Genomic DNA, 19,734 nt, shown 5'->3' with positions numbered 1-19,734 from the left:
CGGTTGGCAGCTCTTTCAGAATGGCCGCCATGTTTGCGCTGTGATCTAGACTTGCGCGATTAATTGTCAACAGTGTTGTTCATTATAGCAAGGTCATCGGCCCTCGCGCGCCATCGCGAAACTGTAGCCGATGTGGTCGACATGGCCGTGAAGCCCGAAGTCGAGGACCTGCGGATTGTCCGCCCCCTTGTCGTGGAAGCCCTCGCAGGCAGCGGCGACATCCTCGATGGTCCACGAGGGGCGGTAGACGCCCTTGGTCTCCGCAATGAACATGCGCGAGATGCGTCCGGCGATCGAGGCGATCATCTCGCCGGAGACCGGGCAGGCCTCGTGCGCCAGCCAGGCGACGACGGGGGCAACAAGCTCGGGGTCCATCGGCGGGTACTGCGAAATGTCGATGCCTTCGGCCATGCGCGTCACGGCACTGGGTACGATGACATTGGACTTGACGTTGAATTCTTCGCCCTCGAGCGCGGCGACGCTGTTGAGGCCGATCATGCCCGCCTTCGACATGCCGTAGTTCACGCAGCGGTTGTTGCCATAGACGCCGCCGATCGAGCTGGTCAGCACGATGCGCCCGAAGTTCGCGTCGCACATGGGGCCGAACGCGGCCTGAACGACATGGAAGGCGCCCATCAGGTGGACGTCGACGACGGACTTGAAGTCGTCGTAGCTGATCTCGCGGATGGTGCCGTAGCGAACGTTGCCGGCGTTGTGGATCAGTGAGTCGATCCGCCCCCAGGTGTCGAACGCGCTCTGGATGATCGCCTTGCCGCCTTCGGGGGTGGCCACCGAATCGCCGTTGGCGATCGCCTCGCCGCCTGCCGCGACGATTTCATCGACCACAGTCTGCGCCACGCTTGTATCCGGTCGGTCGCCGTTGATCGCGCCGCCGAGGTCGTTGACGATGACCTTGCATCCGCGGGAGGCGAGCAGCAGGGCATAGGCGCGGCCAAGACCGCGGCCGGCCCCGGTCACGACCGCGACGCGGCCGTCGAAGCGCATTTCGGGGGTGGGCATGCTCAGGTCATCCTCTTGGGTGGGCGGCGGGCTAGATGCCCGGAAACGGCGACTTGCGCGGCGCCGCACCTGTCCGCCATGAAGGGTGTGGGATTGTTATCGGTGCACCCGACGAATATCCGCACGCACGCACCCTTGGCAATGGCCGATGCCGACCGATTGGCACGCCCCGGCGATGGGCGAAGGGGCGCCGTCGGCCACGTTGCGTGGGGCGGCAGCGGGCGATAGGACTTGGCTAAAGACTCGGCGCGAGGCCGGGGGAGAAGGATGTATACATGCTGAAACCTGCTGGCCGAAACCGCGACACCGTAGCCGCCAAAGCCGCCGAAGGCTGGACACTCGACCGGGCGACGTCGTCGAGCCGGCTGAACGGTGCAAACGGTCTTCGCACCGGTGCCGACGGGCGCATCTATGTGGCGCAGGTTGCGGGCAGCAAGGTCAGTGCCATCGATGTCGATACCGGCGCGATCGAGACGATCAGTCCGATGGGCGGCGGCATCGTCGGTCCGGACGATCTCGCCTTCGACAGCGCGGGCAATCTCTACTGCACCGAAATCACCGAGGGGCGCGTCTCGATGATGACGCCCAAGGGCGAGTACAAGGTTATCGAGGGCGACATGCCGGTGGCCAATCCGATCACCTGCTATCAGGACCGCATCATTGCCGGCGAGCTGCGCATGGGGGCGCGGATCATGGAACTGGACAAGAACGGCGGGGCGCCGCGCGTCATCGTCAAGGGGCTGCCAATGGTCAACGCCTTCGAAGTCGGTCCCGACGGCAAGCTCTATTTCCCGGCTCAGGGCGCCAACGAAATCTGGCGCGTCAGCCTCGACGGGGGCGAGCCCGAAGTGGTCGCCAAGGATCTCGGCGTGCCGGACTCGGTCAAGTTCCACCCCGATGGTTACATCGTCTCGACCCAGGTCTATTCGGGGCAGGTGCTCAAGATCGACCCGCGCACCGGCGAAAAGGAAGTGCTCGCGGACATCGGTCCGGGCCTCGACAACGTCGCTTTCGTCGGTGGCCGTACCTTCGTTTCGCATATTACCGGCTCGATCCACGAGATCACCGCGCCGGGCGTGGCGAAACCGCTGGTCGACAAGGGCCTGCAATGGCCGATCGGCCTTGCGGTCGGCGCTGACGGCACGCTCTTCGTGGCGGACGGCGGGTTTACCTACACACTGGCGCCGGGCGGTGAACTGCAGCTCGCGGGCATGCTCTTCTCGCCCGGTTTCCCCGGCTGGGTGCGTGACGTCACGGCTGCGGGGGCCGGTGAGTGGGTCGTGACGACGGCTAACGGCGATGTCGCGCGTTTCCGTCCGGCCGCGCAGGAAAGCGAAGTGCTGGCCAGTGGCCTTGACCTGCCCATGGGCGTGGATGGCCTTCCCGGCGGCGGCTTTGCGGTCGCCGAGTTCGGGACCGGTAAGGTTCTGATGGTCGTCGATGGCCGCAAGGAGGAGCTGGCGAGCGGTCTCGACCGGCCGGTCGGCGTTGCCGTCGCGGGTGACGGCACTGTCTATGTGGCCGAGAGCGGCGCGGGCCGCGTGGTCAAGCTGGCCGGCGGGCGCAAGAAGACGGTGCTCGACGGTCTCGCCCGTCCCGAAGGCATCGCGATTGTCGGCGGCACGCTTTACGTCGCCGATCCCGGTGCCGGCGAAGTCGTTGTTAGCGACTTGTCGGGCGGTGCGCGCGAGGTTGCTGCCAGAGACCTGCCGATCGGCGCGCCCGGCGGAGCGAAGCCAGTGCAGCTGGGCGGTGTGGGCGACATGTGCGGGCCGATGAACACCTTCACCGGCATCGCTGCTGCGAGCGACGGGACCGTCTATCTTTCGGCCGATGCCGAAGGCAGCGTTCTGGCACTGCGACGGGCCTGACATGGCGACATCGACGCTCAGCGCGCGAGAGGAGTGGCGCGCCCATGCCATGGTGCCGGTCGCGGCGGGGCTCGGCTATGCCACCAGCGTGATCCACATCTATGGCATCGGCCCCTATTTCGGGCCGATCGCGCAGGAGTTCGGCTGGAGCCGGACCGAAGTCACCTTCGGCCTTACCATAGCGACGCTGGTGCAGGCGGTGGGCGGCGTGTTCATCGGCCTTGCCGTGGACCGGTTCGGCCCGCGCCGGTTCGGCGTTGTCGGGCTGCTGATGATCGGTGCGGCCTTTGCCTTGCTGGGCACGGCCGACGGTTCGCTGGTGCAGTGGTATCTGCTGTGGTCGCTCATCGCGCTCGCGGCGCTGCCGGTGCAGGCTTCGGTCTGGACCAGCGCGGTGGCCTCGCTCTTCCATGTCTCGCGGGGGATGGCCTTTGCCGTAACGTTGTGCGGCGCCTCGATCGCGGCCGGCGTCTTCCCGCTGGTGGCGACTTACGCCATTTCCGAGTTTGGCTGGCGGGCGGCCTTTTCGGCCCATGCCGGGGTCTGGCTGCTGGCGGCGTTTCCCGTGATCTTCCTGTTCTTCCATGGCCGGTTCGACCGGGGGCGCAAGGCGCCGCAGAAGGAAGAGGGCAGCAAGGGCGGCATGGGCGACATGCCGGGGGTGAGCCTTTCCGAAGGCCTGCGCTCCAGCATCTACCACCGGCTCTTCGTCGCCAGCCTGCTCTTCACCTTCACGATCATTGCCATCGTCGTGCATTTCACCGCGATCCTCGGCGATCAGGGGGCGGACCCGCTGACGGCGGCGGCGATCGCATCCTTCGTCGGCTGGTTCTCGCTGGCGGGCCGGCTTGGTACCGGGCTGCTGCTCGATCGCTTCCCGGCCTCGCTGGTCGGCGCGGCGGTGTTCATGCTGCCGGTCGCGGGGTGCCTGCTGCTGCTGTTCTTCGGAACCACTTATGTCGGGATGGTGATGGCATCCGCGCTGATCGGGCTCACGCTCGGTGCGGAGATCGACGTCGTGGTCTTCCTGCTGACCCGCCACTTCGGCCTCAAGAACTTCGGCGGGCTCTATGGCGGCGTGCTGGCGGCGCTGTCGGTCGGTACGGCGGTGGGCCCGCTCGCGGCAGCCCGCATCTTCGACGTCACCGGCAGCTACACGGGTTTCCTGTGGCTGGCGCTGGCCTCCATGACCGGCAGCAGCCTTGCCATCGGCACCCTGCCGCGCCGCAATGAGGCCTTTGCCGGGCACTGAACGGGACTGGCCGGAACCGCTCGGGCGATTTGCGCGAATGTGCCAATAATGAGATAACGAACGCAAATCGGCACAAACTTCAAGACCACGAGGATCGCATGGGTGAGATAGGCAAGATCGTGCAGGCGCCGGATGAACTGGTGGCTCCGGTCAACGTACCGGCCGAGGCCTACGTGTCCCCGGAATATGCCAGGGCAGAGCGCGACAAGCTGTGGCGCAAGGTCTGGCTGCAGGCCGGGCGGCTCGAGGACATCCCCGAGGTCGGCAACTACATCACGTACGACATCATCGACGATTCGGTGATCGTGGTGCGCTCGTCGGAAACCGAAATCCGCGCCTTCCACAATGTCTGTCCGCACCGCGGCCGCAAGCTGGTGGATACGCCCAAGGGCATGCGCAACGCGCGCGGTTCGCGCCCCAACTTTATCTGCGGCTATCACGGCTGGACCTTCGATCTGGAAGGGACCAACACCTACATCGAGCATCAGGAAGACTGGCAGGGGCACTTGTGCGGCGGACTGGCCGATCTCGGCAAGGCTCAGGTCGATACCTGGGGCGGCTGGATCTGGATCAACCTCGATCCCGAGTGCATGCCGCTCGCCGAATACCTCCATCCCGCAGCGACCATGCTCGATCCCTATGGCCTTGAAAACATGCGTCCGCGCTGGCGCAAGTGGGTGGTGTTCGAATGCAACTGGAAGGTCGCGATGGAGGCCTTCTGCGAGACCTACCACGTCTCCACCACGCACCCCGAATTCATGGAATTCGGCCAGTTCCGCGGCTGGGCGCGCAATCAGGGCCTGCACTCCAACATCGGCTACGATGCGCCCAAGGGGCAGGAAGAGGATTCGGGCAAGCTGCGCCTCGGCGCGGGTGAGGATCCGCGCCTGACCACGGCGGAGATGCAGAACTTCACCTGGGAAAACGCCAATACCAACACCACGCGCACGCTGGTGGACGTGGCCAACCGTCTGAAGGACGAACTGCCCGAAGGCACGCCGGCCGCCAAAGTCTCGGCCTACTGGATCACCACCGCGCGCAAGGAAGATGCCGAGCGCGGCGTCGTTTGGCCGACGGTGGATCCGCAGCACACCGCGCAGGCCGGAACCGCCTGGCAGATCTTCCCCAACTTCCAGATCGGTCACGCCGTCAACAACATGCTGTGCTATCAGGCGCGGCCCTACGGCACCGATCCCGACAAGTGCATCTTCGAGGCGGCTGTCTATGAGCTGTGGCCCGAAGGCGAGGCGCCCGAGACCGAGTGGGAATACACCCAGCCGCACGAATGGCCGCCGGTGCTACAGCAGGACTTCGACAACATGGCTGCCGTCCAGCAGGGCATGAAGAACGTGGGCTATCGCGGTGCGCAGCCCAATCCCTACATGGAGCGTTCGGTGGCGTCGCTGCACATGAACCTTGCGAAGTTCATGGGCACGGGAGCCCCCAAGACCTATTGATCGGATACTGCCGGGGCGAGGGGATCTGCTCCTTGCCCAGGCCTGCCCCGCGAAAGCGGGCAACAGGTGTGGTCGGGACCGAAAACGGACAGGGACCAGAAGAGAGAGGGGCCGATTCATGCAATTCCCGCTCGTTCACGTCAGCTGGGCGATTGCCGACAATGCCGACAGGCCTGCCTGCGATGTCTTCTTCCAGGACGTGTTCGGCGCCGAGCCGGTCTATGAGATCCTCGTGACGCCCGAGACCGAGAAGATGGGGCTCGACCGCGAGGAAACGCTGATGATGATCGGCGATACCATGGTCATTCCCATAGCCCCTGCCGGACGCGGTGCGCAGGAAGGCGCGCCCACCGGCGACATGCTGCGCCGTTCCGCCGCGCCGATGCGCTGGCTGGGCCTCGCGCTCAAGGTCAGGGATCTTGCCGAGGCCGATGCGTGGTTCGCGGCACGCGGGTTCAAGCGCCATTACGATCCGGGCATGGAAGCGCACTATTTCCTCGTCCCGCGCGGACAGGCGATGGGTGTCCGGCTCGAAATCGTGAAGCAGGACATGCCCAACGAGCCGCGCACCAGACCGGACTGGTCGATCGCCAGGTGGCGCGATTCGCATCCGCTCGGGATCGAGGGGCTGCAGGCGGTCGGCGTCAGCGCGCCGTCGCTGGCCGAGGCTCGCGAGCTGTTCGGTGGCAAGCTGGAATGGCCCGAAATCGGATCGCGAGACACCGCTACCGACGGGTGGTGCGGCGCGACCTGCGCAGCCTTTGCCATGGGGGATACGGTGCTCGAGGCGCTTGTCGGCAATGGCGACGCCGGCGGCGCGGCAATGAGCGGGAAATGCCCGGTCTCCGCGCATGCCCGCGATGTGAAGGGCATCTATCACCTCGTCTTCAAGGTAAAGGATGCCGCGTCCGCGGTTTCCTATCTGCGCGGCAAGGGGCTGACCGTGATCGGCAATTCGGCCGACCGCTTCGCCATCCATCCCGAGCAGGCGCACGGACGGCTGATCTGGTTTACCGAGACGACGCCGGAGGGATATCCCGAAGTGGGATCGAAGCTGGACGCCCTGGCCGCGTTCTAGTGCGGGGCCCGATCGCTGCCGCGCTCGTCGGCGCTCAGGAAGAACAGGCTTCCGATGTCGGCCCGAAAGCGTTTCAGGCGGAGCGTTGTCAGCAGCGATTCGACATTCGCCAGCACGCCGATGCCCAGCACGGCGAGAAACAGTCCGCGCGAGTAGCCAATCGCATAGAGCCAGACGACAAAGGCTCCGGAGCCGAATGCGGCGGTCTTCGACGTATAGAGATGATAGGCGGGAAGTCCGCCGAACTTCGCAAGACATGTGGCCGCCGCCGCGGCATAGCTGGCCAGGAACACGATGATCCACGGCAGCTCGGGCCGCAGTGTGTTCGCCTCGAAGAGGTAGAGCCCGAGCAGCCCGGCGAGCACCGTGCATGCGTCGGCAATGGTGTCCATCCTCGCCCCGTTCTCGGAAACCTGGCCGAGCCGGCGGGCAATCGGGCCATCGATGAGATCGCTGACCAGGCTGATGATGATGAGAATGAAGAAGGCGTCGCGATGTCCTGCCAGCGCCATCCCCGCCGCGACGGGCGCGGCGGCAAGCCGGTAGATGGTCAACAGATCCGCGAACCTGGGAATGGGTACACCTTCGCCATTTCGGCGCCTACGCCACGGGTAGGAGGGATCTACGCAGGCCACCTGTTCCCCGGCAAGCGAAAACGGCCTGCAGGCGGCGGAGGGGTGTTCCGGCGTTACCTGGCCTCGCCGATCAGTTTCAGCGCTTCGGGTGAGGTCCAGTCGTTGCCGCCGGTAAAGCGCCAGACTTCCTTCCCCTCGCTGTCGAACAGCACGGTCACGGGCAGGTTCCCGCCGTACTGGAAGCCGAGGTCGCCCTTTTCGTCGATCCAGGGCTGGATGTTGTCGAGCTTGCGGCGGCGCAGGATCTCGACGACCTTGTCGGGCTGGCCCATGTCCTGCGAGATCGGCAGGACGGTGACGCCAAGGTCCTTTTCCTGACCGATCAGGGTATCGAGCGTGGGCATCTCGGCAATGCACGGCGCGCACCATGTGGCCCACAGGTTGATCAGCAGGGGCTTGCCCCTGAGCGAGGAGAGGTCGAGCGTTTCGCCGGTATCGTCGACCAGCGTGATGTCCGGCAGCCGATCGCCCTTGTGCGAGCGGTCGAGCTTCTCGGCCGGTTTCTCCGCCACGGCACCGTTGCTCTCCGGAGCGGCCTGCGAAGCCTGCGGTTGCGTGTCCCCGCTGCTTTGCTTATCGCAGCCGCCGGCCAGCAGGGCGGCTGCCCCGGCGATGGAACACAGGACAAGCGACTTGAGCGATTTGGAAGACGGCAAGACGGGCGGCTCCAACCAGATGTGGGGCGGACGGTTCGCGGAAGGACCGTCGGCGATCATGCGCGAGATAAACGCCTCGATTCCCTTCGACAAGGCGCTGTGGCGGCAGGATATCGCGGCGAGCAAGGCACACGTCGCGATGCTGGGGGCCTGCGGCGTCGTTTCGGATTCCGACGCGGTGACGATCCGCGATGGTCTCGACAAGGTCGCCGCCGAATACGAGGCCAATGGCGTGCCCGAGGACTGGGACCTCGAGGACATCCACATGACCACCGAATCGCGCCTGGCCGAGCTGATCGGCCCGGCGGCGGGGCGCTTGCACACCGCGCGCTCGCGCAACGATCAGGTGGCGACCGATTTTCGCCTCTGGGTGCGCGATGCCATGGATCAGGCCGATGCCGGGCTGCGGGCGCTGCAAGTGGCGCTGGTCACGCGCGCGGGCGAACACGCCGACAGCATCATGCCGGGTTTCACGCACCTGCAGACCGCGCAGCCGGTCACGCTCGGCCATCACCTGATGGCCTACTACGAGATGATCGCGCGCGACCGCTCGCGTTTTGCCGATGCGCGCAAGCGCATGAACCGCAGCCCGCTCGGTTCGGCGGCGCTTGCCGGCACCGGCTTCCCCATCGACCGTACGATGACCGCGCAGGCGCTCGGCTTCGACGCGCCGACCGACAACAGCCTCGATTCGGTCTCCGACCGCGACTTTGCGCTCGATTATCTGATGGCCGCCAGCCAGTGCTCGTTGCACCTCTCGCGCCTGGCAGAGGAATTCATCATCTGGGCGAGCCAGCCCTTCGGCTTCGTCGCGCTGCCCGATGCGCTCTCCACCGGCAGCTCGATCATGCCGCAGAAGAAGAACCCGGACGCCGCCGAGCTGGTGCGCGGCCATGCCGGGCGCATCTCCGGCTGCCTCACCGCGCTGATGATGACGATGAAGGGCCTGCCGCTCGCCTATTCGAAGGACATGCAGGACGACAAACCGCCGGTCTTCGAAGCCGCCAGCCTGCTGGCGCTGTCGATCGCGGCGATGACGGGCATGGTCGCCGACACGAAGTTCCGCACCGACCGCATGCGCGGGGCTGCCGAACTGGGCTTCGCCACCGCCACTGACCTTGCCGACTGGCTGGTGCGCGAGGGCGACATTCCCTTCCGCGAGGCGCATCACATCACCGGCGCTGCGGTGAAGCTTGCCGAGACGCGCGGCGTGGCGCTCGACCAGTTGCCGCTGGATGATCTCAAGGCCATCGACAGCCGTATCGACGAGCGCGTATTCAAGGCGCTCTCGGTCGAGGCTTCGGTCGCTGCGCGCAAGAGCCACGGCGGCACCGCGCCCGAGCAGGTGCGCCTGCGCGTGGCCGAAGCACGCGCCGCGCTCGGCCTGGAGTAACGGAAATGCGCAAGGTTCTCGCTTTCGTCCTGCTTGCCGCGCTCGCAGCCTGCGGGCAGCGTTCGGGGCTGGGCGTGAAACCGGGCAAGGAGCTTCCCCCGGCGCCCTACGGCCGCGCCGAAAGGCCCAATGCGTCGGAGTTGCTCGAACCCCCGACCACGGCGATTCCCGAACGCAGCGTGGAATTGCGCACCCGCTCCGAAGAGCGGGAGGACGATCCCTTCGATCTGCCGCCGCCCGAAGCGCCCCAGCCCGATTAAGTCTTACAGGACACCCATGGACCATTTCGAACTCAGGAACGGCGAGCTTCATGCCGAGGATGTGTCGCTGGCTGCCATTGCCCGCGACGTCGGTACGCCCGTCTACGTCTATTCGCGCGCCACGCTCACCCGCCATGCGAAAGTGTTCCGCGAGGCGCTGTCGGCGCTGCCGAAGGTACACATCGCCTTTGCCGTGAAGTCCAACCCCAACCTTGCCGTGCTGCGCCTGCTGGCCAGTCAGGGCTATGGTGCGGACGTCGTCTCGGAAGGTGAGATGAACCGTGCGCTGGCTGCCGGCATTCCGGCGGAGGACGTGGTCTTCTCCGGCGTCGGCAAGACCCATGCGGAACTGACGGCGGCGGTGCGCGCCGGGATCGGCCAGTTCAACCTCGAAAGCGAGGAAGAGGGCGTCGAACTGGCGGAAATCGCGGCCTCGCTCGGCAAGACCGCGACGTGCGCGCTGCGCGTCAATCCCAATGTCGATGCCAAGACGCACGCCAAGATCTCGACCGGCAAGGCAGAGAACAAGTTCGGTGTCGCCTATGATCTTGCCGCCGACATCTACGAACGCCTTTCGGCGCTGCCGGGGCTGCATATGCGCGGGCTGGCTGTCCACATCGGCAGCCAGATCAGTGATCTGGAACCCTCGCGGCAGGCCTTCGGCAAGATGGGCGTGCTGATGGCGGCGATCCGCGAACGCGGTCTGAGCGTCACGCACATGGACCTCGGCGGCGGTCTCGGCGTGCCTTACAAGGCGGGCGAACAGCTTCCCACGCCAGCCGATTACGGCGCGATGGTGGCCGAAGCGACGAAGGGCTGGGACGTCACGCTGATGTTCGAGCCGGGCCGCGTCATTACCGGCAATTCCGGCGTGCTCGTCACCGAGGTGGTGCGCGTCAAGCAGGGCGTGGGCCATCCCTGGGTAGTGGTCGATGCGGCGATGAACGACCTGGCGCGGCCCGCGATGTACGATGCCTGGCACGATTTCGCGGCGGTGAAGCCGACTGGGGAGACCATGGTCGCCAACATTGTCGGTCCGATCTGCGAAAGCTCCGACACCTTCGCCATGGCGCGCGAGATCGATGCGGTGAAGGCCGGCGACCTTGCCGCGTTCCGCACTGCCGGCGCCTATGGCGCGACGATGGCCAACACCTACAACTCGCGCGCGCTGGTGCCCGAGGTGATGGTGGATGGCGACAGATGGGCGGTTGTCGCCAACCGCATCGAGCCGGCCGCGATCCTGGCCGCCGAGCAGGTGCCGGAGTGGCTTGATTGACGTCGGGGTGCTAGCCTGACGCCATGATCGAAACGCTGCCCCTCTTCCACCGCATCGCCGGCCAGCCGGTCGTGGTGCTGGGCATGGGGGAAGCGGCCGGGGCCAAGCGGCGTCTGGTGGAACGGGCGGGCGGGATCGTCGTCGACGACTTGCAGGAAGGCATCGACAAGGGGGCACGGTTGGCTTTCATCGCCCACGAGGACGATGTCGCCGCCGAAGCGGATGCGATCCGTGCACGCTGCGCCGGGCTTCTCGTCAATGCCACCGACCGGCCCGCGCTGTGCGATTTCACGGTGCCGTCCATTCTCGACCGCTCGCCGGTTCTTGTCGCCATCGGTACCGGGGGCGCATCGGCGGGACTGGCCAAGCAGCTCCGGCTGCGGCTCGAGCGGATCCTGCCGCAATCGCTGGGCGCGCTGGCTGCGTCGCTCGGCAAGGCACGCGGTGCCCTGCGCTTGCGCTTCCCCGACGCCGGAGATCGCCGCCGCGCGCTCGACGGTGCGCTGGGGGACGGGGGGGCGCTCGATGTCCTGATCGAAGGGGGCGAGGATCGTGTGGACGCATGGCTCGCCGGTGCGGCGGCCCCCGCGGCGGACAGGGTCGAAATCGTCCTGCGCAGCGGCGATCCGGAGGATCTGACCTTGCGCGAGGCGCGTTTGCTGGGATCGGCCGATGTCATTGCCTTCGAGGCGGGTGTTCCGGTGCAAGTCCTCGACCAAGCGCGGGCCGATGCCCAACGCATGGCCATCGCAGGGAGCGCCGTTCCGGCGACCGGCATCGGCCTGACGGTGGTGCTGCGGGCGCCTACTTGAGATTGCGTTGCTTCGGAAGGTTTCGATGCCGCCGAACCATGCCGTGATCTTTTCGCAATGCCGCGTGCGGCTCTGGTATTGTCCATCGTGTTCTTGTTCTTGGAAGACGTTTCCGCGAACAGCCATGGCTTTTCCCGCCATTACAATCTTTTAATTAATAACATGATCTTCGTTAATGCAGGTTTCATCCCTATAAGGGCAGTTCGTGTACTGTGATTGGGGGCGTGACCGTGTCCGAAAACGAACCGTTTATTCTGCCCGGGATCGATCGTGCTGCATTGCCGGACCTCGATGTTCTGACCGGGGTATTTGGAAGCTGGGCCGACTGGTCGCGTATCGATGCCGAAGACGACAACCATGCAGAACTCATGACGTGCCTGTTTCCCTTTGCTGCGATTGATTGATGTTGCCCCAATGCAGACAGGAAGCGCGCAGGACCCGCTGAGCGGGGATCAGGACCAATGGAAGAAGGGGCAGGCGGCTCTTGCGGAAAGGCTCGCCGGCTGGCGGGCCGAGCCCGAGGTCGCCTCGGTTCTGGCCGGGGTTGAGCGTTTCGGAGCGGGCCGCGTGCTGGAACATTGCGGGTCGCTGGCGGACCTGTTCAGCCCGGGAAGTCCGCGTGCGCATGCATTCGCGAGCGGGTTCGTGGCTGTCGGGGTAGGCGGGCTCGGTGACTATCCGCTTGGCCAGTTGCCGCTGATGCATGGCAAGCGCGATGCCGTTCCCACGCTGGTGCTGGCGAGTGCCGGCCGCGCGAGCCTGGCGCTCGCTGCCTATGACGGGGTTGCGCTGGAAGGTCTGACCGCGCCCAAGACCGCGAAATTCGCACCGCAGGAGACCTGGATTCACGTCCTTTCCGGTTCGGGCGAGGCGGACCTTGTCCTTCGCCGCGACGGAGAGGGCGGGCGGGCGGTCCTGCGATCGGGCCGGCTCGATCTGATGCCCGGAATGGCCTACTACCGCTATGGCCTGCGAGAGGCCCTGCACGTGCGGCGCGTTACGGGCAGTCTCGTGCTGTTGCGCCTGCAGCGCCAGCTCGTCGATCCCGAGCCGACGCGGGAGTACAGCCTGCCCGACGGCGCTCTCGTGCATCAGGCAGCGGCACGCCTCAAGGATTCGCGCCGTGAGCTGGCGATGGCGCTGCTCGGCCGGATGGGGCGCAAGGATGCAGTGACGCAAATGGCGCGGATCGCATCGGGAGAAGCCGACCCGGAAGCGGGAGAGGGGTTTCGCTGGCAAGCGCTGCGCGAGGTTCTCGCGCTCGACTCCGCTGCCGGGTTCCAGTTGCTTGCGCGGATTTCTGCGCGCGAGGACGATCCGCTGGCGAAGCCGGCGGCGTCGCTGCAGGCCTCGCTGCTGGAGGCCTGGCCGAACCTGGGGAAGGCCGTTGAATGGCCACGGTGATTGCCGTACGCGATCCGACGCCGGCCTCGCTGGAGGAATGCGTCGAGGCGCTTGTGACCTGGGGGTTCGACCCCGGCGAGGAGGAAAGCCTCTCGCATGCGGCGAACTGGCTGAAGCGGCTGGGCAATGACCCGCACTTCCTGGGCGATGCCCTCGTCGACATGATGGCCGGGCTGGGCGGGGATGCGATGGATCTCCCCGCGACCCAGGGCGCGGGCATCAATCACATCGTGCTGGTCCCGCCAGAGCGCGGCAATTTCACGATCAGTGCCCATATCTGGCCCTCCCTTGCGGACCATGCCTTGCGCGCGAGCGCGCCGGAGGCGCTGGGCTATGGCATCGTGCGCGATCACAATTACGACTTTCTCGACCTGGGATACTTCGGGCCGGGCTGCGAAATCGACGATTACGAATGCGATCCTGAAACGATGGCGGGCTGGCAGGGTGAGCCGGTCATGCTGACCCCACTCGGCCGTTCGCGGATGGAGACCGGGAGCATCGTGCATTACCGCGCCGGCCGCGATTTCCGCTGCCTGCATCCGCCCGAATCGCTTTCCGTGACACTGACGCTTTCGCACGCGCATCCATCTCATTGCTGGCGCGATCATTATGTTCTGGAGCGCCGGAGAGGGCGTGCCGGGGCATTCCGCATTGCCCGGGTGCTCGGGCACGGGCCGAGCGAGACCTTTCTGCGGATCGCCGTGGCCCTTGGCGGTGAGGAGGCGCAGGATCTCGCCCGGCGCCTGGGCACGAGCCATCCGAGCGATCGCATGCGCATCGCCGCCTGGCGCGCACTGGCGAGTTCCGCACGGGATCGCGAGGCGCGCGATGCGGTCTGGCGCGAGGCGGAGGGCGCCGGCAACCGGGTTGTCGCGATGGTCGCCAGGCGGCAGCGGAGCTAGAACATCCCTCCCGCCAGCGCATCGATGGCGCCTTGCAGGATGACCGCCGCAGCAGCCGAATCGATGCGCGTGGCGCGTTTCGCGCGGCTCATGTCCTGTTCGATCAGCCCGCGCTCGGCGCCGGTGGTGGACCAGCGTTCGTCCCACAGCAGGATCGGCAGGCCGAGCGCGGCGAGATTGCGGGCATAGGCGCGGCTCGACTGGGCGCGCGGGCCTTCCGAGCCGTCCATGTTGAGCGGCAGGCCGATGACGATGCCCTTGACCGAACGCTCGCGAATCAGCGCTTCGAGCACGGCCTTGTCGGCCCCGAACTTGCCGCGTTTCAGCGTCTTGCCGGGCGAGGCGAAACGCCAGCCGGCATCGCAGAATGCCGTGCCGATCGTCTGGGTGCCGAGGTCGAGGCCGAGCAGCGCGCCGGCATCGGGCAGCGCGTCGCGGAATTCGAGCGCGCCGGTGGTGATCACGGCGCCCATCTCAGCGGTGCGCCTCGTGCCATGCCGCGGTACGTCTGGCGAAATCGGATCGCAGGTTGGCCCAGAACAGCGTCAGGTCGTAGACGTGGTAGTTGTTGCCTGGCAGCACGAAGGCGGCGAGATCGAGCTTGGGCGGCGGGCCGATGTGCAGGAAGTGATCCTGCTCGCAGGCCGCAGGCACGACCTTCTCGACAAGTTCCCCGCCGCCGTTCTTGAAATCGGGCACGAGCGTCCCGGTATTCGGCGCGGCATCCGAGGACCCGTCGCGCGTGCCGGTCAGCGGATTGGTGCACAGGAAGTCGCTGCCGCGCACCGGCTGTCCGTCGAGGCCCGTCTGGCGGTCGTAGGCTTTCATCAGCATGCTCGTGTCGGCAGGATCGGCAACCGTCAGCCAGCTCATGACGCATCCCGATTCCGCGGCCGTTTCGCAGGCGGGCAGGCCCATCGCCGGCAGGTCGTGCCGGGCCGAGACCTGCCAGCCGACCACATAGGCGGCGGCGATCCGCCCGGCGAGCGGGGTTCCGGCCACGCGGTCGCGCATCAGCCGGCGCAGCAGCAGGGCCCCCTGGCTGTGACCGGCCAGAACGATCGGCTGGTCCTGCGGGACGTTGCGGATGAAGACGTCGAAAGCGGCGAGAACGTCGCGGTAGGCAAGGTCGATTGCCTTGCCGGCCTCCGGCCTGTCGGTGAAGAATGCGCCGATGGCGGCCTGACGGTATCGCGGCGCCCAGACGGCATCGGCCGCGTTGAACGGGCTGGCCATCGTCTGGACGTAGATCCGTGCACGTTCGCGCGACGCCGCATCGTCGAGGCTGGCGTTCCAGTCGTCCTTTTCCATGTAGCTGGTGGGATGGATGAAGAAGACGGAGACCTTTGCCGCGCCGGTCCGGCCTTGCGCGTGGGCCGGCAGCCATTGGGCGGGATCGTCTTTCTTCTTCATGCCCGGCCGGGCGATCCACATCTTCGGATCGTCGTAGGCACCGGCGGCCAGTGCCGGGCGCTCGCGGAACGGACCATCGGGCACGAAGGCCATTTCCGTCAGGTCTTCGGCGTAGAAGATCAGCGCCAGCCTGGCGAGGATGAAGAGCACGACGCACACGGCGACGACGTAGAGGAACTTGCGGGCCATGCACCGCGTCTCGCCCGAGCCGGCGCCCGGGTCAAGCGCGGGGGCTTACGCGCGGGGCATCATGGCTTCAGCGCGATGCCGCCTCGCTCTTCGCGTAGGCCTCGGCAACGGCGGGGTCGATCTGCGGCCGCAGGCTCTTGAGGGCGCGGCCGGGACGCAGGGCGTCCCACCAGGTCAGCGGGTTCCAGGTCTGGGTCCCGTCGAGCGAGAAGGTGACGAACTCGGCGCGCCCGCCGATGTTGGACAACGGTACCGGACCGCCCAGGCCGCCGCCGGGGCGGCCCATGAAGTCGGTATCGAACGGCGCCCGGCTGTCGGCCGAGCGGTCGCGGTCGTCGCCCATGAGGAAGACGTGGCCTTCGGGGACCGTGATCTCGGGGTAGTTGTCGAGCTGCTGGTCGATGTAGTCGATCACGTCGTAGGTCGCGCCGTTGGGGAGCGTTTCACGATAGGTCGGCAGTTCGTAGACATCGTGCCCGTTGGGCAGGCGCGTGCGGTACTGTTCGAAGCCGTCGTAGCAGTGGCCCGGTAATTGCCCGTCGCACTGGAGGGAATCGTCCGCCGCGATCTGCACCGCCGGCTCGACCTCGCGCCTGATGAACTTGCCGTCGAGCCGGATGCGCCCGTCGATGACGGCAATCCGGTCGCCCGGCAGCGCAACGACGCGCTTGATCAGGTCTTCCTTGCGGTTGCCCGGCACGACGATGACGATGTCGCCGTATTGCGGGGTCTGCCCCAGCAGGCGCCAGGTGCTGCGCGGCAGCAGGTGAAAGCTCAGCGAGGACCAGTTCCAGCCATAGGGGTATTTGGAAACCACCAGCCGGTCGCCCACCAGCAGGCTGGGCATCATCGAGATCGAGGGGATGTAGAACGGCTTGGCGACGAAGGAGTGAAACGCCAGCACGCCCAGCAGCATCAGCGTCAGCCCGCGCAGCTCGTGCCACCAGTTGACCTTTTCGGAGTGCCTCTTCCGGGCCTTGGTATCGGGAACGGTGGAGGCGGTGGAATCGGTCATGATGGGAGGCAACTCGGGTCCTGTTCGGCGGGAAGGGGGCGAGCTTCGATGACGACGAAGGCCTGCGCCCATGGATGATCGTCTGTTAGCGTAAGGTGAACCACGGCTTCATGACCGTCGGGCGTCAGCACGTCGAGCCGCGCGCGCGCGCCGCCGGTCAGGGCCAGGGTGGGCGCACCCGAACTGGCGTTCACCACGCCGATGTCCTTCATGAACACCCCGGCCCTGAAGCCCGTGCCAACGGCCTTCGAAAAGGCCTCCTTGGCCGCGAAGCGCTTGGCCAGCGTACCCGCCTTCGTGAACGGCCGCCGGCCCGCCTTGGCCCGCTCGACGTCCGTGAAGACGCGATTCTCGAAGCGTTCGCCGAAACGGTCGAGCGAATTCTGGATCCGGTCTATGTTGCATAGGTCGGAGCCCATTCCGATGATCACGACGGTCTCCCCGGATCGTCGCCCCGATGAGGGGCGGGATGACGGTTGTGGTTCGATCTCACCGCACTTCGTCCATCAGTGCGCGCATTTTCCTCACGCTGGCTTCCAGCCCGCAGAAGATCGCCTCGCCGATCAGGTAGTGCCCGATGTTGAGTTCCGCCAGCTGGGGGATGGCCGCGATCGGCTGCACGTTCTCGTAGGTGAGGCCGTGTCCGGCGTGCGGTTCGATCCCGTTCTTGGCCGCGAGCGCGGCCATGTCGGCAATGCGCTTCAGTTCCACGGCAACGTCGGCGCCGGTGGCATGGGCATATTCGCCGGTGTGGAGTTCGACCACCGCCGCCCCCAGCTTCATGGCCGCTTCGATCTGGCGCGGTTCCGGGGCGATGAACAGGCTTACGCGGATGCCTGCGTCGGTCAGGCGCGCGACGATCGGCGCGAGCTGGTTGTGCAGCCCTGCCGCGTCGAGCCCGCCTTCGGTCGTGCGTTCCTCGCGCTTTTCCGGAACGATGCAGGCCGCGTGCGGTTTGTGCCGCAGCGCGATTTCCAGCATCTCGTCGGTCGCGGCCATTTCCAGGTTGATTGGCAGCCCGGTGGCGTCCGCTACACGCTGCAGGTCGGCATCGACGATATGGCGCCGGTCCTCGCGCAAGTGCACGGTGATGCCGTCACCGCCCGCCTGGGCCACGATCTGTGCGGCGCGCGCGGGATCGGGGTGCTCGCCGCCGCGTGCATTGCGAATCGTCGCGACGTGATCGATGTTGACGCCGAGGCGCAGCCTGGCGGGATTGAGGACGTTGGTCACGGTCCCGGGTCTCCTCAGGGCTGCGCGCGGCTGCCGGGTTTCACGGCCGGGGTTCCGGCCAGTTCGGGCGGCAGCTCTTCCGGATCGTAAGTCGGGAAGTTGATCGCCACCAGCGGGAAATAGGGGACGCCAAGATCGACGGTGCCGGCCGAACGGTCGACCAGCGAGGCTGCCGCGATCACCTTGCCGCCGGCTTCCTCGATCGCCTTGATCGCCTCGCGCGAGGATTTTCCGGTGGTGACCACGTCCTCGACCATCAGGACCTTGTCGCCCGGTTCGAGCGCGAAGCCGCGGCGCAGTTCGAACGTACCGGTCGGGCGTTCGACGAACATCGCGTCGACCTGCAGCGCGCGGCCCATCTCCTGGCCGATGATGACACCGCCCATCGCCGGCGAGACGACCTTGTCGATCTGCTTGCGGATGTCGTGCGGCAGTGTCGCCGCGAGCGCCACGGCCAGCCGCGCGGCGCGGTCCGGGTTCATCAGGACGCGGGCGCATTGCAGGTAGTGCGCGCTGTGCCTGCCGGAGGAAAGCAGGAAGTGTCCTTCCAGCAAAGCCTTGCTGGCACGGAACTCGGCGAGGACCTCTTCTTCGGTCATTTCGGACAATACCCCTGGTGCGATTTGCATTGATCTGGCGCATGTTTGACGCGCCTTCGGTCAAAAATTCCCCTAGAGGCGCTTGAGACACGCGGCAAGCGCGCGTATAGGCGCGGGCGGAAGGGGGGCTTTCGCCTCCGCATCAGGGGTGCGTGCAGGCGGGGCGACTCGGTTGCGCGTGATAAGGAAAACGGAAGCGCAACAACGATGAAATTCGGCAAAAACGCCAGCGCCGTTAGCCAGTCCGTAAAGGCTGCCGGTCTTTCTCTCGCCAGTGTCCTTGCCGTCGCGGCCATGCCCGCCATCGCGCAGGATGCCGCCGCTTCCGCCGTCGAGACTGCGGCAGCCGGCAGCTACACGCCGATGAAGCCGACCGAGGGCGTGGGCATGCCCGTTCCCGAAGGTCTCGGCCTTCAGACCCAGTATTCGAAGCTGGGCGAATACGGCGCGTGGATCCACAACGACGTGCTGCTGCCGATCATCACCGTCATCACGCTGCTGGTGCTGGTGCTGCTGATCGTCGTCATGGTGCGCTACAATCGTCGCGCCAATCCGGTTCCTTCCAAGACCAGCCACAACACGCTGATCGAAGTGATCTGGACACTCGTCCCCGTGCTGATCCTGATCGGCATCGCGGTTCCCTCGATCGACCTCATTGCCAAGCAGTACAAGCCGGCCCCCAAGGGCTCGCTGACCATCAAGGTCACCGGCAACCAGTGGTTCTGGACCTACGGCTATCCCGACAACGGTGATTTCGAAGTCGTATCCAACATGCTGAACGTGCCGGGCCAGCCGACCATCAACAACGGCGTGCGCGAAGTCGGTTCCGAGCCTTGGGACGGTCCTTCGCACCTCGAGGTCGACAACCGCATGGTCGTCCCCGTCGGGGAACCGATCCGTCTGCAGATCACCGCTTCCGACGTCATCCACTCGTTCGCCGTGCCGTCGCTCTGGTTCAAGCTCGACGCCGTGCCCGGTCGCATCAACGAGAAGGTCATGATGATCGACAAGCCCGGCGTGTACTACGGCCAGTGCTCCGAGCTGTGCGGCGCCAAGCATGGCTACATGCCGATCGCGATCGAGGCGCTTCCGCGCGACAAGTACGACGCCTGGGTGCTGACGCACGCCGGCGGCACGATCGACAACCCCAAGGCATCGGGCACCGAGACCGACTACCTGCCGGGTGAAGAACCCGCCGGCGCGGCGCCTGCCGCCGACGCATCCGCGGCCCCTGCCGCTGCAGCAGCCGAATAAGCGCGTATTCAAGGA

At 66.3% G+C, this 19,734-nt stretch carries 21 protein-coding genes; 12 read left to right on the top strand and 9 right to left on the bottom strand.

Annotation, left to right across the window (positions count from 1 at the left end):
• Positions 1–93: 93 nt before the first annotated feature.
• The gene (locus NZK81_RS01990) at positions 94–1,020 is read right to left on the bottom strand and encodes an SDR family NAD(P)-dependent oxidoreductase (protein WP_260043424.1); all 927 of its coding nucleotides are present in this window, start codon (positions 1,018–1,020) and stop codon (positions 94–96) included.
• Positions 1,021–1,295: 275 nt separating this feature from the next.
• Here NZK81_RS01990 and NZK81_RS01985 point away from each other — a divergent pair, with 275 nt between their 5' ends.
• The 4 genes from NZK81_RS01985 (at position 1,296) to NZK81_RS01970 (ending at position 6,678) form a co-directional block, all read left to right on the top strand.
• The gene (locus NZK81_RS01985; RefSeq protein WP_260043423.1) at positions 1,296–2,891 is read left to right on the top strand and encodes an NHL repeat-containing protein; all 1,596 of its coding nucleotides are present in this window, start codon (positions 1,296–1,298) and stop codon (positions 2,889–2,891) included.
• Between the two features lies 1 nt (position 2,892).
• Positions 2,893–4,143, top strand: coding sequence for an MFS transporter (locus NZK81_RS01980; RefSeq protein ID WP_260043422.1), 1,251 nt, complete (start codon positions 2,893–2,895; stop codon positions 4,141–4,143).
• A 98-nt stretch (positions 4,144–4,241) separates the two neighbouring features.
• The gene (locus tag NZK81_RS01975; RefSeq protein ID WP_260043419.1) at positions 4,242–5,600 is read left to right on the top strand and encodes an aromatic ring-hydroxylating oxygenase subunit alpha; all 1,359 of its coding nucleotides are present in this window, start codon (positions 4,242–4,244) and stop codon (positions 5,598–5,600) included.
• A 118-nt stretch (positions 5,601–5,718) separates the two neighbouring features.
• Positions 5,719–6,678: a VOC family protein gene (locus NZK81_RS01970; RefSeq protein ID WP_260043417.1), complete on the top strand. Its 960-nt coding sequence runs from the start codon at positions 5,719–5,721 to the stop codon at positions 6,676–6,678.
• Here the strand turns inward: NZK81_RS01970 and NZK81_RS01965 are convergent.
• Positions 6,675–7,232: a CDP-alcohol phosphatidyltransferase family protein gene (locus NZK81_RS01965; RefSeq protein WP_260043415.1), complete on the bottom strand. Its 558-nt coding sequence runs from the start codon at positions 7,230–7,232 to the stop codon at positions 6,675–6,677. The genes NZK81_RS01970 and NZK81_RS01965 overlap by 4 nt on opposite strands.
• Positions 7,233–7,366: 134 nt before the next feature.
• Complete coding sequence (locus NZK81_RS01960) at positions 7,367–7,969, bottom strand: TlpA family protein disulfide reductase (protein WP_260043413.1); 603 nt, start codon at positions 7,967–7,969, stop codon at positions 7,367–7,369.
• Between the two features lie 19 nt (positions 7,970–7,988).
• On the opposite strand from NZK81_RS01960, the gene argH reads away from it, so the two are divergent.
• From argH to NZK81_RS01925, 7 genes are all read left to right on the top strand, one after another.
• Positions 7,989–9,362 carry an argininosuccinate lyase gene (gene argH / locus NZK81_RS01955; RefSeq protein WP_260043918.1) on the top strand — a complete coding sequence of 458 codons (1,374 nt, stop codon included), beginning with the start codon at positions 7,989–7,991 and terminating at the stop codon, positions 9,360–9,362.
• Positions 9,363–9,367: 5 nt separating this feature from the next.
• Positions 9,368–9,622 (top strand): hypothetical protein, encoded by a 255-nt coding sequence (locus NZK81_RS01950; RefSeq protein WP_260043411.1) that lies wholly within the window; start codon positions 9,368–9,370, stop codon positions 9,620–9,622.
• A 16-nt stretch (positions 9,623–9,638) separates the two neighbouring features.
• Positions 9,639–10,898 carry a diaminopimelate decarboxylase gene (gene lysA / locus NZK81_RS01945; RefSeq protein ID WP_260043410.1) on the top strand — a complete coding sequence of 420 codons (1,260 nt, stop codon included), beginning with the start codon at positions 9,639–9,641 and terminating at the stop codon, positions 10,896–10,898.
• Positions 10,899–10,921: 23 nt separating this feature from the next.
• On the top strand, positions 10,922–11,710 hold the full coding sequence (locus NZK81_RS01940; protein WP_260043409.1) for a precorrin-2 dehydrogenase/sirohydrochlorin ferrochelatase family protein: 789 nt from the start codon (positions 10,922–10,924) through the stop codon (positions 11,708–11,710).
• Between the two features lie 224 nt (positions 11,711–11,934).
• Complete coding sequence (locus NZK81_RS01935) at positions 11,935–12,114, top strand: hypothetical protein (RefSeq protein ID WP_260043408.1); 180 nt, start codon at positions 11,935–11,937, stop codon at positions 12,112–12,114.
• 10 nt (positions 12,115–12,124) lie between these two features.
• Entirely contained in the window at positions 12,125–13,114 is a 990-nt protein-coding gene (locus NZK81_RS01930) for a hypothetical protein (protein ID WP_260043407.1), read from the top strand.
• Entirely contained in the window at positions 13,102–14,016 is a 915-nt protein-coding gene (locus NZK81_RS01925; protein ID WP_260043406.1) for a transposase, read from the top strand. The genes NZK81_RS01930 and NZK81_RS01925 overlap by 13 nt, the downstream gene beginning before the upstream one ends.
• Here NZK81_RS01925 and ruvX read toward each other — a convergent pair.
• The 6 genes from ruvX to pyrE all read right to left on the bottom strand — a co-directional run bounded on the left by ruvX (position 14,013) and on the right by pyrE (position 18,465).
• Entirely contained in the window at positions 14,013–14,489 is a 477-nt protein-coding gene (gene ruvX / locus NZK81_RS01920) for a Holliday junction resolvase RuvX (RefSeq protein WP_260043405.1), read from the bottom strand. The two genes, NZK81_RS01925 and ruvX, sit on opposite strands and share 4 nt — an antisense overlap.
• Position 14,490: 1 nt before the next feature.
• Positions 14,491–15,618 (bottom strand): DUF3089 domain-containing protein, encoded by a 1,128-nt coding sequence (locus NZK81_RS01915; RefSeq protein ID WP_260043404.1) that lies wholly within the window; start codon positions 15,616–15,618, stop codon positions 14,491–14,493.
• 67 nt (positions 15,619–15,685) lie between these two features.
• Complete coding sequence (lepB, locus tag NZK81_RS01910) at positions 15,686–16,633, bottom strand: signal peptidase I (RefSeq protein WP_260043403.1); 948 nt, start codon at positions 16,631–16,633, stop codon at positions 15,686–15,688.
• Complete coding sequence (acpS, locus tag NZK81_RS01905; RefSeq protein ID WP_260043402.1) at positions 16,630–17,064, bottom strand: holo-ACP synthase; 435 nt, start codon at positions 17,062–17,064, stop codon at positions 16,630–16,632. The genes lepB and acpS overlap by 4 nt, the downstream gene beginning before the upstream one ends.
• A gap of 58 nt (positions 17,065–17,122) precedes the next feature.
• A complete protein-coding gene (locus NZK81_RS01900; RefSeq protein WP_260043400.1) occupies positions 17,123–17,866 on the bottom strand; it encodes a pyridoxine 5'-phosphate synthase in 744 nt (247 codons plus the stop codon).
• A gap of 14 nt (positions 17,867–17,880) precedes the next feature.
• A complete protein-coding gene (gene pyrE / locus NZK81_RS01895; RefSeq protein WP_260043398.1) occupies positions 17,881–18,465 on the bottom strand; it encodes an orotate phosphoribosyltransferase in 585 nt (194 codons plus the stop codon).
• A 207-nt stretch (positions 18,466–18,672) separates the two neighbouring features.
• On the opposite strand from pyrE, the gene coxB reads away from it, so the two are divergent.
• Positions 18,673–19,719 carry a cytochrome c oxidase subunit II gene (gene coxB / locus NZK81_RS01890; RefSeq protein ID WP_260043397.1) on the top strand — a complete coding sequence of 349 codons (1,047 nt, stop codon included), beginning with the start codon at positions 18,673–18,675 and terminating at the stop codon, positions 19,717–19,719.
• The last annotated feature ends 15 nt before the right edge of the window (positions 19,720–19,734 follow it).

Origin of the sequence: Novosphingobium mangrovisedimenti (genome assembly GCF_025153475.1) — a bacterium.
GTDB lineage: Bacteria > Pseudomonadota > Alphaproteobacteria > Sphingomonadales > Sphingomonadaceae > Novosphingobium > Novosphingobium mangrovi_A.
This window is presented reverse-complemented; position numbering and strand designations above follow the sequence as displayed.

Excerpts from the sequence above, each read along its gene's own strand:
- NZK81_RS01990 (WP_260043424.1), bottom strand. The coding sequence starts at position 1,020 with ATGCCCACCCCCGAAATGCGCTTCGACGGCCGCGTCGCGGTCGTGACC.
- NZK81_RS01985 (WP_260043423.1), top strand. The coding sequence starts at position 1,296 with ATGCTGAAACCTGCTGGCCGAAACCGCGACACCGTAGCCGCCAAAGCC.
- NZK81_RS01980 (WP_260043422.1), top strand. The coding sequence starts at position 2,893 with ATGGCGACATCGACGCTCAGCGCGCGAGAGGAGTGGCGCGCCCATGCC.
- NZK81_RS01975 (WP_260043419.1), top strand. The coding sequence starts at position 4,242 with ATGGGTGAGATAGGCAAGATCGTGCAGGCGCCGGATGAACTGGTGGCT.
- NZK81_RS01970 (WP_260043417.1), top strand. The coding sequence starts at position 5,719 with ATGCAATTCCCGCTCGTTCACGTCAGCTGGGCGATTGCCGACAATGCC.
- argH (WP_260043918.1), top strand. The coding sequence starts at position 7,989 with ATGTGGGGCGGACGGTTCGCGGAAGGACCGTCGGCGATCATGCGCGAG.
- NZK81_RS01950 (WP_260043411.1), top strand. The coding sequence starts at position 9,368 with ATGCGCAAGGTTCTCGCTTTCGTCCTGCTTGCCGCGCTCGCAGCCTGC.
- lysA (WP_260043410.1), top strand. The coding sequence starts at position 9,639 with ATGGACCATTTCGAACTCAGGAACGGCGAGCTTCATGCCGAGGATGTG.
- NZK81_RS01940 (WP_260043409.1), top strand. The coding sequence starts at position 10,922 with ATGATCGAAACGCTGCCCCTCTTCCACCGCATCGCCGGCCAGCCGGTC.
- NZK81_RS01930 (WP_260043407.1), top strand. The coding sequence starts at position 12,125 with ATGCAGACAGGAAGCGCGCAGGACCCGCTGAGCGGGGATCAGGACCAA.
- NZK81_RS01925 (WP_260043406.1), top strand. The coding sequence starts at position 13,102 with ATGGCCACGGTGATTGCCGTACGCGATCCGACGCCGGCCTCGCTGGAG.
- ruvX (WP_260043405.1), bottom strand. The coding sequence starts at position 14,489 with ATGGGCGCCGTGATCACCACCGGCGCGCTCGAATTCCGCGACGCGCTG.
- NZK81_RS01915 (WP_260043404.1), bottom strand. The coding sequence starts at position 15,618 with ATGGCCCGCAAGTTCCTCTACGTCGTCGCCGTGTGCGTCGTGCTCTTC.
- lepB (WP_260043403.1), bottom strand. The coding sequence starts at position 16,633 with ATGACCGATTCCACCGCCTCCACCGTTCCCGATACCAAGGCCCGGAAG.
- pyrE (WP_260043398.1), bottom strand. The coding sequence starts at position 18,465 with ATGACCGAAGAAGAGGTCCTCGCCGAGTTCCGTGCCAGCAAGGCTTTG.
- coxB (WP_260043397.1), top strand. The coding sequence starts at position 18,673 with ATGAAATTCGGCAAAAACGCCAGCGCCGTTAGCCAGTCCGTAAAGGCT.